The sequence below is a fragment of the Desulfosarcina widdelii genome (assembly GCF_009688965.1).
GTDB lineage: Bacteria > Desulfobacterota > Desulfobacteria > Desulfobacterales > Desulfosarcinaceae > Desulfosarcina > Desulfosarcina widdelii.
Genome location: NZ_AP021875.1, coordinates 5,599,007 through 5,615,374 on the forward strand (window position 1 = coordinate 5,599,007; position 16,368 = coordinate 5,615,374).

The 16,368-nt window shown below is 42.8% G+C and carries 12 protein-coding genes and 1 pseudogene; 9 read left to right on the top strand and 4 right to left on the bottom strand.

Annotated elements, in window-relative coordinates; genetic code table 11:
- The first annotated feature begins 184 nt into the window (after nt 1-184).
- The 9 genes from GN111_RS25650 to GN111_RS25690 all read left to right on the top strand — a co-directional run bounded on the left by GN111_RS25650 (nt 185) and on the right by GN111_RS25690 (nt 13,630).
- Nucleotides 185-904, top strand: coding sequence for a DUF5131 family protein (locus tag GN111_RS25650; protein ID WP_155306488.1), 720 nt, complete (start codon nt 185-187; stop codon nt 902-904).
- Between the two features lie 56 nt (nt 905-960).
- A complete protein-coding gene (locus GN111_RS25655; RefSeq protein WP_155306489.1) occupies nt 961-2,262 on the top strand; it encodes a hypothetical protein in 1,302 nt (433 codons plus the stop codon).
- A complete protein-coding gene (locus GN111_RS25660) occupies nt 2,253-3,428 on the top strand; it encodes a hypothetical protein (RefSeq protein WP_155306490.1) in 1,176 nt (391 codons plus the stop codon). Before GN111_RS25655 ends, GN111_RS25660 begins: the two co-directional genes overlap by 10 nt.
- 964 nt (nt 3,429-4,392) lie before the next feature.
- A complete protein-coding gene (locus GN111_RS25665) occupies nt 4,393-5,388 on the top strand; it encodes a hypothetical protein (RefSeq protein WP_155306491.1) in 996 nt (331 codons plus the stop codon).
- 132 nt (nt 5,389-5,520) lie between these two features.
- A complete protein-coding gene (locus tag GN111_RS25670; protein WP_155306492.1) occupies nt 5,521-7,425 on the top strand; it encodes a UvrD-helicase domain-containing protein in 1,905 nt (634 codons plus the stop codon).
- Between the two features lie 100 nt (nt 7,426-7,525).
- Complete coding sequence (locus GN111_RS25675) at nt 7,526-7,780, top strand: helix-turn-helix domain-containing protein (protein WP_435050923.1); 255 nt, start codon at nt 7,526-7,528, stop codon at nt 7,778-7,780.
- Between the two features lie 129 nt (nt 7,781-7,909).
- Nucleotides 7,910-10,150, top strand: a complete 2,241-nt coding sequence (locus tag GN111_RS25680; RefSeq protein WP_155306493.1) for a tellurite resistance TerB family protein — start codon at nt 7,910-7,912, stop codon at nt 10,148-10,150.
- Nucleotides 10,137-11,456, top strand: a complete 1,320-nt coding sequence (locus GN111_RS25685; protein WP_155306494.1) for an ATP-binding protein — start codon at nt 10,137-10,139, stop codon at nt 11,454-11,456. Before GN111_RS25680 ends, GN111_RS25685 begins: the two co-directional genes overlap by 14 nt.
- Nucleotides 11,457-11,464: 8 nt before the next feature.
- A complete protein-coding gene (locus GN111_RS25690; protein WP_155306495.1) occupies nt 11,465-13,630 on the top strand; it encodes a DEAD/DEAH box helicase in 2,166 nt (721 codons plus the stop codon).
- A 24-nt stretch (nt 13,631-13,654) separates the two neighbouring features.
- On the opposite strand, the pseudogene GN111_RS34500 reads toward GN111_RS25690, so the two are convergent.
- From GN111_RS34500 to GN111_RS25710, 4 genes and pseudogenes are all read right to left on the bottom strand, one after another.
- Nucleotides 13,655-13,858, bottom strand: a pseudogene (locus GN111_RS34500) (TIR domain-containing protein); the annotation flags it as partial.
- 25 nt (nt 13,859-13,883) lie between these two features.
- Nucleotides 13,884-14,327: a TIR domain-containing protein gene (locus GN111_RS25700; RefSeq protein ID WP_155306496.1), complete on the bottom strand. Its 444-nt coding sequence runs from the start codon at nt 14,325-14,327 to the stop codon at nt 13,884-13,886.
- Between the two features lie 97 nt (nt 14,328-14,424).
- Nucleotides 14,425-15,588 (bottom strand): helix-turn-helix domain-containing protein, encoded by a 1,164-nt coding sequence (locus GN111_RS25705; protein ID WP_155306497.1) that lies wholly within the window; start codon nt 15,586-15,588, stop codon nt 14,425-14,427.
- Nucleotides 15,585-16,250 (bottom strand): hypothetical protein, encoded by a 666-nt coding sequence (locus tag GN111_RS25710; protein WP_155306498.1) that lies wholly within the window; start codon nt 16,248-16,250, stop codon nt 15,585-15,587. Before GN111_RS25710 ends, GN111_RS25705 begins: the two co-directional genes overlap by 4 nt.
- Between the last annotated feature and the right edge of the window lie 118 nt (nt 16,251-16,368).

The window sequence follows — 16,368 nt, forward strand, 5'->3', positions numbered from 1 at the left end:
TAAACTTTAATTACAATGTGGAACATGTGGAATGGGTTGTAGGCAGCATACCCAATTTCGCAAACAAGGAGGTGATGCCAATGTAGAAAAGTAAAACGGAAAAAGTGCTCTGTCTTTCGGGTGGCCAATCCAGTTACGGGGATTGGCTTTTTTGTTTTTAAGGCATTACCACAGGAGGTCGAAAATGGCAGAAAATTGCAAAATTGAATGGACGGATCGTTCCTGGAATCTGGTAACGGGATGCAGCAAGATTAGTCCTGGTTGCATGCATTGCTATGCCAAACCAATGGCACACAGGCTTCAGGGCATAGGGTTGGAAAAATATCGAAATGGATTTGAGGTCACCACCCATGAACACATGCTAGTGAAACCTACCGAATGGCGCAAGCCAAGGATGATTTTCGTCAATTCCATGGGTGATCTGTTTCATCGATCTGTTCCCGATACCTTTATTAAAAAGGTGTTTGAAGTGCCTCAGCAAGCGCCACAGCATGTGTATCAGTTCTTAACGAAAAGATCACAGCGACTGGCAGATCTGTCTTTACAGTTGCCATGGCCGGAAAATGTCTGGATGGGGGTTAGTGTGGAGACTGCCGACTATCTTTTCAGGGTCGATCATCTACTTGAAACCCCGGCTCACGTCAAATTCATCTCTTTTGAACCGCTGTTGGGACCGATCCCGGATCATGATTTGACCGGTATTGACTGGGTGATCGTGGGTGGTGAATCCGGACCAGGTGCAAGGCCAATGAGAAAGGAGTGGGTCATCGACATTCGAGATCGATGCCTGGATCTTGATGTCGCATTCTTTTTCAAACAGTGGGGTGGTGTGAAGAAGAAGCAGAGCGGAAGATTGCTGGAAGGGCACACCTGGAACCAAATGCCTGAAGCAAAGTTTGCATAAATCAATACTGGGTTAACAGCAAAAAGGCCGATCCCGAAAAGGGGAGGCCTTTTTTAATGTCAAAAGCAGGGGGATACAAAATGATTACCGCCAAATTAGAATCAAGTTTTACACCGTCAAATTTGAATAAGGAGACTGCCGCCGGCTTTGCAGCGTTGGATCAAAAGTTTGTTCAAGTTCCCAAGGAAACCAAAGAAGAGCTGTTCGTCAAGGAACTTAAAATTGATTATTCCGGCGAGCAAGATATGCGTGAAATTAAAATTTCCGATATTTTCACTCCGCCGGCATTCATACGAAACAATTACAATAATCCGTTTGAAGACCTGGAAGCCTTGGATAATCCGGAGCCGGTAAAAGTCGTTATTGCCGATGATGTGAAAGGATTTTTCATCATAAGTGGTCAAAGGCGACTGGAATTTCAAAAATCAAATAAACAAAAAAAGATAAGGGCAATAATCGTTGGCAAGGTGGTGTGTCGGTCACAAATTGCAATGGCGCGTGCGTTGAATATGACCCGGTTTATAAGGTCAGCAAACACACTGGAGTTGGTTGCCGGCCTTTTAGGCCTTTATGAAATTATCATTGATGATTTTGGAAAGGAGGCATTTTTTTCCCATGGAGGCAGCCGCAAGGGTGAGAACAAAGGGGAAAAGCTAAGCCTCAGTCAATACATATCGAATATATTGGGATTAAAGAAATCGACTGTGACCGCCCTGATGAATTTCGGACACCATGTTGGCCCCTATGGCTTGGCCGGGTTGGGTTACCATGGGGATGTACAGAATTTGTCGATCAGAACCATCAATCAAATTAATGCCAAGCTTAAAGCCGATAATTTGTCCAAAAAGCTCAGTGAAATGTTTCACTCATTGCAAGGCGCTAAAGCCACTGAGACTGAAAGGATAAAAGCTTGCGGTAACCTAGCTCACCAAATCATCATTGATCAAATCGCGGCTCTCGCAGAAAACGACATTAACGACGAGGAGGATGAAACGTTTGAACAGATTGATCTTGATCCATCTGACTACAATTTGCCCCCAAAACGTGACAAAAAGGATTCAGCTCAAGAGGCTGAAGGTGGAAGTCCTGATGGTGATGCCGAGGATCGTTCAGCGGAAAAAGGCGATGATGAAAATATGGATTCTAACTTTGAAGATGAGGTTAAGAAAACATTAAAGTTTCTTAAAAAATTTAAATATCTGTTGCCGCAATTCGAGAGTGCGCTTCGAGGTATCAATCAAATGGAAAAAACATTCCAAGACAAATTGGGTAAAGAGTTACAAAAGTTCAACACCGATGCCGAGAATATGATTTCTTTTATAAAAAGAAGGATTACGGACATAAAACTATGTGGTTAGTAGCCAACCAACTGACTCGAAATATGGATCGCCCCAATGAAATTCTCAAGATCCATGGATGCGGAGGGAAAGATAAAATGAGATTGATTTATACACCTGCTTTAAGCAGTAATTATTTAATCATTTTCAGCTACATTCATCACTGTTTCATCAATATAGTTAGATCGAAACCTTCTGACAGTATGCTCAAGGGATTGGAGATTTATCCCTATTTGTTAAGTGATAGTGGTGGATTCCAGATTTATAAAAGCATCCTTAAGATATTCAACGGTGAAAGATATGAAGAGGTAGATGTAATACCGGGTGTTGGTATCCACAGACGTAATGGCGTTCTTGTTATTGATCCGATAGATCTTTGTGAAAAATACGGAACCCTAAATATCAAATGCGGGTTCACTCTTGATTTTCCAATAGTTTTTGGGTCACCAGATGAATACGAAGATCACCTCATTAAATCCTACGAGTGCGCTGAAATAATGTTTGATTGCCGTGACGATTTTTGTCCGGATACCAAACTTTTTATACCACTTCATTTTTCAAGCAAGGATCAATTGCATCGTTATTATTATAAAATGTCAACGCTTACTCCTGACGGTTACGCTTTTCCTGTGCGGGATGATACAAGCTGGGAATATCTTATGAAGATAGCTTATGTGCTCAGCTTCCTTCATCACAGGGGGGTGCGTTTTGTTCACATGCTTGGCAGCTGCAAGCTCGAAATAATCGTTATCGCTGCTGCAGCCATAGCGCTTGAAATGTTTGAGCGGATAACGTTCGATTCCAGCACATGGGATACTGCCCGCCATAAACCGCCTAAATACCTTCAGCCAAACACCCTAAAACAGCAAGACATTCGTAACCTAACCGTTTTCAGGCCAATGCTTCCAAAATCGTTAAGCCAACAATTGAGAGGGTATGAAAAATATTTGCCAAGATCATATTTTTATAAATTGGTTTTGCTGAACAATGTTCTCAATGTTAACCGCTTAACACGAAAGATTGTAGAACTTTCCGGAGATATCGAGCAGCTAAAGTGGTTTGTCAAAATCAATGCAGATTACAAACTACTGAGTGAAATGTTGATACATGCCATTGAATTTTTGCAGGTAGCCGCAGTTAAGGACTACAAGTATATTGAAAGAAATTTCGGCTACATTTGGTATTGATGAAGAGTCTAACGGGTTTATTAGGCCGTGGACAGCTTTAGCGGTCTGCATGGCGGTCCGGATGCGGCGCTTTCCCTCGGCGGCCACTTCCTCTTCGTGCAGATAGCCAAGGAAGAACGGGTATGAGTCATGGATCGCCTCGGATTGCGAGATAATGGTATTAAGTGCCACGGCGGCCCAGGACAGCTTGAACAGGCTTAGATTATCCTGTAGGCGGTCATTAATCAGCTGTTCCATGACACTCATCCAGTGGTCAGGCGCTCATAGCCGGTCAGCGGCTAATACATCACCGGAGGGAAAAAACTCTTACTGGTCGATCCCCGGGTGGCAGCCCCTTATCGGCTGAGCCTTATCGCGCTTGAGTTGCTTGTATAAGAGGCGCTAGCCTACCAGGTGGTGGAGAACGATTATGCGCACACCCACGGACGTGTAAGCTACCGTTGATTGCTTAAAAGAAAGTTTGTCATGCTTGTGAGATAAAAATGTAAAACAACTTTAAGCAAAAATATGAACTACACTCGAAGATACATTAATATAACTAATGAAACCTATATGTTGTACATCATTAAGATAGCTGGGAGGTTGTTTTAGGTTCCTAATTTTTAATCATATTATATTGTAAAAATATAAATAACAGTGAATTGAATTCATGCCTGTGTCATTGGATGAACAGCTCGAAAGGTCACAACAGGGCATAGCACTGGTTATTTTCAGATTTTATTGGCCTATAGCAGTGAAAAACACACTTAAGGATGCTCAAAAGCAAGGAATTTCGTCTTATTTATTATATTATATTAATACAGTAGATAAATACAAATTTTAGAGAGTACATTTTCCATCATATTACGTGATATCTTGCTATCGTTCATTCCATCCTCTTTGTTTTTACATTAGCAAAGATCCGTATCCATAAAGTATACCGTCTATAGAGTAAATATTCGTATATTATCGGAAGGAGTTGTACATGAAGAAAATCAGTAAAGTAAGCGTTTCCATAGATCATATTACGTTAAGCAGTGATGATCGTAGCATGATAACTTTAGATTCAACCATCTTAAAGAAATACAAATATGGTGGAAGAAAGCGAACGTATCAGGAAGGTCCAGAGCCAATGGCAAAAACCTATGAGTTTTTCCATGAGTTCAAGCATAAGAAGACTGGCAACAAACTGCATATTTTTATCGATAGATTTAATAAAGATAACTACAAAACTCTCTACCTCCCGAATCTAACCCTTAAATTCTTTTCGTCGTGGGACCATAATCTGTCATATGCTGAGGTGGTCCGGGTCAATAATCTGTTTACCGATAAATATAATGTCGGATTTGCAGTATCTGAGTTTCATGTAGCTGTGGACTTATACTTCAAAGGCAAGAAGAATCCTATTAAACAGCTGGCCGGTCTAATCAAATCCGGCCGGAAAATCGGTATGAAGCCGTCGGCAAGATATCCACATACCTATTATTCTCACTCTGAAGCAAGCATCTATTTCATGAGTGCATATGACAAAACACATCAGCTCAAAGCGGAAAAAGCCTTTCAATTATCGGGGAAAAGTTTGAAGGATCTGGACAGATATCAGGTAGCCAGACTGGAGTCTCGATTCAATAACACTGCTTTAGGGCTGGTGCCATCTGTAGAAGAATTAGCGTCCAAGGATTTTAGCTATATTTATCCACAGTACCTTAAGATATTGCGTCCTGATCGTGACAAACTGGCCCGGCGTGGTTTCCACCCCAAGGAATACAAAGGTAAGGATTTAGTCGATTTGCGGAGCATGTTGCGGGAGGAGGGCATTGTTAACAACTTTATTTATTATTTGAAAGATTACAAGCGACTGTCCCGACCAATCCGGACTGCGTTAAAAGTTTACCGGTGGGAACGACATCCGGATAAATATCCACTATCCAGGCCTTCGGTGAGAATAAAGCCCCAAAAAGTTCAATTCATCCGGCATTAACTTCATCCAAATCTGGCTCAGTTATCCATCAATAAAGTTCCTTAGTAGTTTGCTGGTAACCAAGGCGACCTGGAACAAGTGAGCCTATCCGGATAGCTGTTTCTAAATATCCATAAAAGGGGGATTTACCATATGAAGAAAGAAAAATTAGCATTCCGAGCGAAACCTACAAAAGAACAACTACGGGTCATTGAATGCGAAGATCCGGTAATTTCACTTAGGGGGTATCATGGCACAGGCAAGACTAAGACGGCGGCCGAGTTTGCGATCCATCGACTACAAGCTGATAGAAAGTGCCGAGTGTTGGTTGTAACTTTGACAAAGAGGGCTGCGGCTAATTTTGCTGACCGGCTCTATGGAACTCCAGATTGGGAACCATATTTTAATCGCCGAGTACGTGTGGGAACCTTTCATAGTTTCGCACAATCTTACGTCCGGAAATTCGCAAGTCGTATTGGATTTACCTCATTATTCTCACTCGATAACGACATCAATAGTAAAGTTCTCAACGATATAGTAAAAGATAAGAATATCGACTTCAGTGAGAATCCTGCAAAAGACCTTAATGATTTGTATAAGATGCACGTGAGATCGGCAAAAGGTATAAAATCAACAGTTCAACAACACATTAAAAAGCGTAAAGATCAAAAAGGTGTAATCAAGATTCTAAAAAGAATGCGCAGGCAGAAAAAGAAAATGAATGTCATGGAACATGATGACACACTATATTACTTCCGGCGGCTTTTGAAGGAAGAGGCCAGGGTCGTTAATGCCGTTCTCCGTGATTTTTCTTACATGGTTGTTGATGAATTTCAAGACACCACTAATGTCCAATGGCAAACTATGAAAATACTAATCCGGACGGGAATGCGGTTTTTAGGTGCGGGCGATCCGTTTCAGACACTCTTTCGGTATACAGGCGCAAGTTTGAATCGGTTTAATGAGTTCGAATCCATAAATGGGTGCAGGAAATTCGAGCTAACTGAAAACCACCGGACTACTAAACATATCGTAGCCCTTGCTAATGCCGTCTTATCGCAACATTCACCAAACAACAAAAATAAGATCTGGAGCAATAAAGATGGGCCAAAACCTCAGGTCTTATTGAATCCGAATATGGGGTTCCTGTGTAAGGCAATAATTGAAAAAATCCGACTTCATATTCAAGATGACGGCCTGTCTTTGAACGATATGTTGGTGACATTCCGGAATGACTCCATCACCAACTACTTTAGAAAAATGCTGAATAAGATGAAGTTGCCTTACGTATACCATTCCAAGACCGCTATCGATATCCCTGAAGTCGTTGCAGTGGTAACATCGATCTTAGAAGCTAGTTTGGACAATGGTAATAAAGCACACTGGAAAAAGGTTTTGCCATATTTGAGTGGTATCGGAGTCCAAAAAACTGAAAAGATACTGAAAATGCTTGCTGGTAATAAATACCGGTATCAGGGATTGAGAACAATTTCCGAAGAAATGGACATGGTTGATCTGGGAAAATTATACAAACTATTTCTTAGAGTAAACCTATCGAAGGACAAACCCCTTAGATCAGTCAAAATGATGCTGAATTTTCTAAAAGGTTTGAAAAAAAGAATGCCAGGTATAGAGATTCACTTTAAGCAATTGATTATGACGGCTGAAAAATCAATTGACACAGCTGATCTCATCGATAACCTCAAACAGCATTCATTTGGCCAATACTATATCCCGAAGAGGCATCAGAGAACTGATAATTTCCTAACGCTTGGTAATGTCCACCAGATTAAGGGGCAGGAGTTCAAGGTTGTCTTTATCCTTGGATCCTACGATACTTTTTTTGAAACTCACAATAGTTTCGAGAATGAAGATTCGATCACCGATGAACTATTAATAATGCACACTGCGATAACGAGAAGCCGAAGATATCTTTATATACTATTGCCAATGACGCACTTTGATTGGGCTGGGAAAAGACATCCCATAAATTCTTCAATTTTTATAAGAAATTGTGCTTCTGAACTATGCGAAACGCTTAGTGTAGAACCTGATTGAAAACGGTTATAATCGGGTGAAATCGGCTTAAACTTGTTGACATATACTTATAATTTCTCCAGAATATTAAAAATATTGTCTTTGGTATGGAATGAGCCTCTTGTCAGATACAGGTCCTTTCCCAACTGGAACTGGAAAGATCAATCAAAATAGAATGAACACTATGGAAGACCGCTGGCTATCAATCAAAGAAATTTGCAAACACCTTGGTGTAAGCAGTGATACCGTTTACAAATGGATTGATAAGTTTGGAATGCCCGCTCATCGTATGGGGCGTCTATGGAAATTCAATAAGAAGGAAGTGGACGATTGGGTTAAGGCTGGTGGCGCAACCTATGAAAATACCGTATCATAACAATAAGTAGAAAGGATCAAAAGGCAGCTGGGTCTGCTCTGACCAATTTCTCAGCCACCTTTTACGTATCAGCAAATATTTTATCATGGGTTGGTATGAACGACGCTGTACCGATAAAAAGGGGTCGCCATGAAAATTATCATTGGCCTGATTATTCTGTACGTGATCTATAGGGCACTCAAAGGATCTTCTAAGACCAAGAAGCCTACGCAGTCCAACGAAGTTACTTTGCGTGTAGAAGTTTCAGGTCCAGGCAGCTACAGAGATAGTTATGATCGATCCGACAAACCCAGTGGACCGCCTGCCGATTGGTACCCACTCAATAGCAAGGTACGCGTAAAAGGCTACGATATTCCTGGTGGATTAATTTATGTAGGAACTAATCTTTCCGATTACGATGGGTATCAAAACGATGCCTGTTTGATCAATCCGAAGCTGCCAATAAAACCAGCTGAGCCATGGGAAGCTGGCGATGAAATGGGCTATTGGCCTTATTATGGCCATATCCCTGCCAAATGCCGTGGTGCATATCTGAAATGGCTTGCGGGTGGGCGTATTGAGCCCGAGACATACATCGGTTATGTTTTTCTATTTTTTTACGGGCTTGAACGACGACTGATCGTTGATGGAACCAATGGATCGGTTTCATCCCAGGAGCGATCGGAGATCATTGACGAAGTTCAGCGGCTATTGAAAAATTATGGCCGCAATCGCTCCTTTCGTGGATATGCCAACAACCTTCTTGCAATGGAATGGGCCCTGTTTCAAAATGAAAAACCAACTCCTTCTTACATAGACTTTGACGATCGTTACTGCACCGAGCCATTCCAATTGGTACTGGCGAAAAACGTCGCTGCCGGAAACTCCATCCCGGCAGATATGGCGCTCAACTGGTTTCGACTCAATCCGAATGTGAATCTTAAAACACCTGCACGCCGCTGCGCCAAAGAATTTCGGAATTTGTTTGCCAGAAGGTATTACCAGAAATTTGGAGATGGCATTATTGTCAAACCTAATAAAACCCGTCTCAGGATCGATTATCGGGCCGCGAGCCCATCCATCAGAAGTGACAGTAAACTCAAGGTTCCAGACTTGCCCGATCCATTCATTTTGACCGGTCCAATTAAAAAGATTGGGACCATCATTGATGAATGCACTCAGGAATTAGAATCCTACAGCCGTTTTCTGGGCAGGAAAGGTAGTGACCCAAAATCGTTGGCCGCGCTATCGTTAATTCCCAAAGAGTTGATCAGCCAAACCTCCGGAGCAAAAATCATCAATGAACGCTTAGCAAAAATCTGCAACGGTGGCATAGGCTTCCTCCCAGTGGCCACCTTGTACAAAACGATAGGTCAAAAGGTACCGCCCAAACTTTTAAAGAAGGACCTGGAAAGTCTTGCCTCGTTTGTCGAAAATATGGGATTTGGCATCGCTCCTGATATTCGTTATCACAACATGAAATTTTCCCTTGACGGAAATATTGCTGTGTTCCCGAAAGGACATGGCATTGATTTCAATCCGACAAAGGAATTTAGAACTGTCGGTACCATCCTTCGCCTTGGCGCGATGGTCAGCCAAATTGACCAGGATGCAGCTCCGGAGGAAGAAGCCACACTTCAGAGTCTTGTTCAAGATAATCGTGAATTGACCAACATCGAAAAAGAGTCTCTCCTCGCTTTTCTGCATTGGTCAATGCGAACCCCCCAAAATGCAGCGGGTCTCAAAGCCCGGTTATCAGGGGTAAGTGAAAACCAGAATACGGCAATAAGCCATATCCTCGTATCTGTGGCTCATGCTGATGGTGAAATAAAGCCTGAGGAGATCAAACAGCTTGAAAAGCTCTACACCACACTGGGGTTGAACAAAGAACAGGTAACCGGGGATATTCATGCGCTTGCCGCTGAGAGCGGGCCCGTCACCGTAGGTCTTAAAGATACGGATACATCGTTTGCCATTCCGCAACCCGCAAGGCCCGTTGGAACTGCTCGCGGGTTCATCCTGAATGAAGAACTCATACGCATCCGTAAAGAAGAGACCAAGCAGGTCAAAAGCGTTCTTGAGGATATATTCGCGGACCAGGAGGATGACGAATCCGACTCGATTCCAGAAGGTGCAATGGTTTCAAACAACCCGTTAGCCTCACTGGACGAAGCTCATCAAAATCTGTTTAACCATTTGGTGTCCCAAGAATCCTGGGAACGTGAAGCTTTTCAGGCGACCTGCAAAAGATTGGGGCTGATGGTTGATGGGGCGATGGAAGTCCTCAACGAATGGGCTTTTGAAAACGCGAATGCACCGCTTATCGATGATGGCGAACCAATCTATGTTGATGTTAGTCTCGCAAAGGAGATTGTAGATGTCCAACAATAAACCACGGCTGCGCCCAAGAGAGCGAGATGCCATCATTCAATCATTACGAGCAGGGGTTACCCCCCGGACAGGTTTACAGCACATCCAGGTTGGGCGCGTAAAGGAAGTCGAAGCGCTCATAAAGGATATCGAGCGTATCATGGATGGTGGATCTTCCTTTCGTCTTACCATTGGGGAATTTGGGTCAGGGAAAAGCTTCTTCATGCAATTGATCCGCATAATTGCCCTTGAAAAAGGGCTGGTGACTATACATGCGGACCTTGCGCCGGATAGAAGACTTCATGCCACTGGTGGCCAGGCCAGAAATTTATATGCCGAATTGATGCGTAACCTTTCTACGCGTACAAAGCCAGATGGCAATGCACTTACCAGCGTGGTTGAGCGTTTCATCACCGAAGCTCGTAAGAAGGCCAAAGCATCCGGACACAAGGTCAACGTGGTCATTGAAAAACGTCTCAACCATTTAACTGAGCTTGTCGGAGGCTACGATTTTTCGAAGGTAATTGCATCATATTGGCAAGGGCATAAGGAAGAGGATGAACAGCTAAAAATTGATGCCGTACGTTGGCTTAGAGGGGAATTTTCGACTAAGACGGATGCCCGCAATGCATTGGGTGTTCGATCAATTGTCACGGATGCCAGTGTTTATGATCACTTGAAGTTGCTTAGCCTGTTTGTACGGCAGGCAGGATATGGTGGATTGTTGGTCATCTTGGATGAGATGGTGAATATCTATAAGCTTTCCAGCAAACAAGCCCGTGTATCCAACTACGAACAGATCCTTCGCATACTGAATGATTGCCTTCAGGGTAGTGCTGAATACATAGGCTTTTTATTCGGAGGGACACCGGAGTTTTTGCTTGATCCGAGAAAAGGTCTTTACAGCTATGAAGCCCTTCAATCACGATTGGCAGAAAATGCCTTCGCAAAATCGGCGGGTGTCATCGATTATACGTCTCCCACGTTGCATCTGGCGAGTCTGCTGCCGGAAGAGCTGTATGTATTGTTGGGCAATTTGCGACACGTTTATGCCTCCGGTGATCCGGAACAGTACCTGGTTCCCGATGAAGCCCTTGTCGCCTTCTTGAAACATTGCTCCCAAAAAATCGGCGATGCATACTTTCGAACCCCTCGGAATACCATTAAAGCCTTTGTCGATTTGCTTGCCGTCCTTGATCAGAGCGACTCTTTGAAGTGGGACCAATTGATTGATAATGTTGAGATTGACAAGGAGGTTAATACCGATATGCCGATGGTCGCTACAGAAAGTGCTGAAGAGGATGAATTGGCGACGTTTCGGCTTTAGATGGAATTATGAGCGATTCGGCAAATTTTGAAAAGTTGCATAAGGGCGTCAAGCGTTGGATATGGAATCAGAAATGGGCGTCACTACGGGATATTCAAGAAGAGGCCATTGTTCCGATTTTAAACGCAGACAGTGATGTCATCATCAGCGCTTCAACTGCAGCCGGAAAAACCGAAGCCGCCTTTCTCCCGGCATGTTCAAAGATTGTTGATCAAAATCCTGACGGTATCGGAATTTTATATATCAGTCCGCTCAAAGCATTGATTAACGATCAATATCGAAGACTTCAGGGGCTTTGTGATATTCTGGATATTTCTGTCACTCCATGGCACGGCGATGTATCCCGATCCCTTAAATTGAAACAGCAGCGAAATCCAAACGGAATCCTGCTGATTACCCCCGAATCACTCGAATCACTGTTGTTGAACCAGGGAAGTTGGACATTAAAGGCGTTTAGCAACCTATGCTACATTATCATTGATGAATTCCATGAATTTATAGGTTCGGAACGAGGGTGCCAGTTGCAGTCACTGATGCATCGCCTTGAATTCCTTCTTCAGAAAACTATTCCGCGAATCGCTCTGAGTGCGACACTTGGCGATATGGAACAGGTAGCGGACTACCTGAGGCCAAATCATAAAATTCCATTCAAGATCATAGAATCCACAGCTTCGCATTCCGATTTGAAAATTCAGCTTAGGGGATATCTGTCGCCTCATGAACAAAATGAAGAGGTTCCCTCATCTTTTGAAAAAATCACCAATGATCTATATTCGATTTTGCGTGGGAAGTCACATTTGGTCTTTGCCAATAGCAGAGCCAGGACTGAAGACATAGCGGTGACCCTTTCCGATTTATGTGAGAAAAGTTTCGTACCCAACGAGTTTTTCCCTCATCACGGAAGCCTCTCAAAAGAGATCCGAGAAAGCCTGGAGGCCCGTCTTCAAAAAGAAAGCTTGCCTACAACTGCTGTTTGCACGCTAACGTTAGAATTGGGCATTGATATAGGAAAGGTGACCTCGATTGCCCAGGTAACGGCCCCGCACTCAGTAGCCAGTTTAAGGCAGCGTCTGGGGCGTTCCGGACGGCGAGGCGAACCGTCGATCCTAAGATTATTTATTCCTGAACAGGAAATCACAAAAAGCAGCCATCTTCTTGACAGGTTGCGTGTACACACTGTCCAGTGCATAGCAATGATCAATTTACTGCTAAAAAAATGGTATGAACCCGCACCAACAAATCAATATCACTTATCTACCCTGGTGCAGCAAACCCTGTCGCTGATTGGTCAGTATGGCGGTGTACATGCCACACAATTATGGGCTCTTTTATGTGAATCCGGTCCATTTTCATCAATAGATCAGCCGCTATACGTCGCATTTTTACGTGCTTTAGGCGAAAAAGATCTGATAACTCAAGCCAGCGATGGACAACTGATTTTAGGCGCTAAAGGAGAAAGACTGGTAGGGCATTATTCCTTCTATACGGCTTTTAAAACACCCGAGGAATACAGACTCGAATATCATGGGAAAATATTGGGGTCTGTCCCCATTGATAAGCCCTTAGTTGAAAGTCAACAAATCGTCTTTGCCGGAAAACGGTGGGAAGTTAAAAGCATCGATCACGAAGGGAAATTGATAATACTGAAAAAAGCTAAGGGCGGGAGCCCTCCAACATTTAGCGGAGATGGTTTATTTGTTCACGATATTGTCAGACAAGAAATGAGGCGAGTCTACCATAATCGGTCGATTCCAATTTATCTTGACGAAGAAGCCAAATCGATCGTTTACGAAGGTTTTGAGTATTACCATGCATTAAATCTTGATGATATCCAGGTTTTTCAATCTGGTAAAACTGTATTTATAGCTCCATGGCTTGGTGATCAAATAACAAATACCATCACGATTCTACTTAAATTGAATGGACTATTGGCAAGTTGCTTCGGTGGGTTCATTGAAATTACAAATAGCACTACTGACGAGGTTCATGACGTGATTCGCAATATTATTGAATCGCCAAAGCTGACAGCTACTGAAATAGCTAACTATATTCCAGATACAATCTTGGAAAAGCACGACTACTTTCTGCCTAAGGCGATAAGGGATATTGGTTATGGGGCTCGTTCTTTCAATATTGATGGTGCATATAGTTGTCTTAATGACATTGCCAAATAATATCCTATAAATGTTCATATTATCATTTATCCATTTCTCTATTGATGGTTTTCCTTTCCATCTAATTTCTTCCCATGCATTGGCTGAAATTGGCTTATTGTCCTCAAGTGCGCCTATATTTCTGATCTGCTGCACTCGCATAACATCGTTATCAAAATGGAAACTGTAAAAGACTTGTCTTTTTGGTATGGCTAATTCTCCAACAATCCTTGGCAATTTATGAAACACTGTTTTTAAGTTGATGCATAGCAGTTCATTTTCCTGCTAAGATTGCAGCTTCTTCAATCCATTTGGCAAAGCTTTCCTTTGTAGTGTACTTGTATGCTTTATATCCTTTTGCCTTAATTTGTGATGGTATAGCACCTGGAGATCCAGTTTGGCCGTGCTGATCTTTGAGATGGTGAATTTGAACAGCAACAAGGCCGTTACCACGGGATAGGGATTGATCAATTTCGTAATTGATATACTTACGATTAGCAGTTCCATAAGTAACAAAAACAACAGTAACAGATGTGTTTAAGAGGGCTTTATCAATCATATCCTTTATGGCTTTATCCCCCTTTTTTTTAGCTTCCTCCCATAAAGATGCGTCTTGAAATCCTGCTGCCGCTGTTCCTATTACGTTCGTCATACTTCTGATTTGGTTTACTTTCCACACATGTTTGTAATGAAAACTAAAGAAACATCTTCTTGCCATTTTCTTTCCTTTCCTAGTTTATGGTAAAAGTAAAATTCATTACGCAAAGTAAATAACCAACTCTAAATTTGACCTATTTAAAGAAATAGATTTTAAATCAAATCGAATGCTTCATTTTTCGAAACCTTACAATTGTTGCAGAATCAGCATCTATCCTGCGATCAATCTTGTTCAGCGTTTCCATGGGGACGCACTGACACAAAATATCCCTTAAGTCGTTGATATAAATCGAGAGCTTGTCTGCGAGTTCATCGAGAGTGATCTGGTCTTTCAGGAGTTCCAACGCCTGCGTGACCATCACGGGTTTTTCCTTTTCCCATTCATCGCCTTCATCTTTACGCATACCCGCGTTTGATAATTGGATCATTGCCCGTCGATGAGTTGATGTGGAAATCCGGCCCAATTCTTTTGCACGGTACAACAAGGCCTGGATCGACAATTTCCACCTGTCTTTTAGTCTGGCGAATGCGGCATAGCTCCAACTCCTGGGGCATTCCTCCAAAAAACTTTCTTTAGGAGCCAGGAATGCGCCAGCAAATCTGTTGGCCTGTCTCTCCGCCATGGCGTCACCAGTGACGAGGTCTTCATGCATTGCAAGATGACCAAGCTCGTGGCTTACATCAAACCTTATCCGACTAGCGCTCTTCTGGTAAGACACGAACATACAGGGTTGATTCCCGCGCCACGTGGAATAGGCGTCAACCTTTTCAACGGCATCATGAAGTGGCAGGACCAGAATACCTTTGCTTTCAAGTAATTTTACAATATTCGGTATCGGACCAAGACCCATCTTCCAATGCCTACGTAGGTCTATAGCGATATTTTCGATATGGTCATCGGATTCAGACGAAACCTGGAAGTTGGAGATCTGTTCTTCTGGAAAGATCACACCCTTTGATCCGAGGATTTCAATAAGGTCGATCCAAAGATCCCCTTTTCGCGCACTTTGCCGCCTCATTGCCTGAGAGGTAGATCGTAATGACCGGAAATGGCATGTGGACATATCGATTGATTTCGAAGACACTGATCTTTCAATGAAAAATGAAGGCGGTACCTTTAACGAGAATGATATACTGATGAATGTTTCCAGATCCGGGCTTATAAGTCCCCGCTCTATCTGTGATATTGCACTCGGTGTCTTTTTGATGCTTTTTGCCAGCTCCTTTTTGGTGAGGCCTCTCCATTCCCTCGCAAACGTAATTCTATTCGGATCAAGACGATCCAAAGCGAACTGTGGCGAATCACCCTTACTAATGGTCATTTGTCACCTTTACTTTCTAAGCCTTTTAGATTTGTTCTGGATTTATCGAGTTTTACTGGCACTTCAACGATCTCCTCTTCAGGTACAAACCCAGGCATATCCGCGATGTGGATGACATCAGCGGTTGATGCTTGTGCTCCGTCCACCAGAAAGATCGGGGCTTTTCTCACCCATTTATACTTACTGGAGTCCACCTCCAACGGCATGATCTCGCCCAGAAATACCTCTTTCAATCCTCTGTGAACATCGACATCAATCGCTATGACGATATTGTCTTTTTCCACTGGTGCGTACCACTCATCGTTAAATAGGCTCATTTGAATGTGATTTGCTGCGGATTTTACGGATTTTGCGCCACTCGGAAGCCTGGACTGGCTGTTGATGCGATGGTGCCGTAGAACGTATGAACCGAGTCTGAGCTTATATTCGTTGCCTTTGCCCGATACTTCGAAAGGACATTCATCAATCTCTTCAGCAATAGTTCTGAAACGGTTCCATGTGTTCCTCCAGAACTGGGTTCCAAAAGTCCACATGTCGTTGAAGGCAGTGTCCATCAAATAGCAATTCATACAGATTTCAGCGGCTTGATGAATTTGGGGGAGAAGGTGTTCTTGAACGTGAGGAACAAGATCTTGGAGGGATTCGATGTCGGGAGTTTTCATTTGTTCTCCAGTTTAATAATTAATTAACGATCAAACTTTCACATTCATATTTCATTATATGAATAATTGCAACATAAAAATAAAGTAAAAGGCGCTTTTTCACAATCGTGTGAATAAA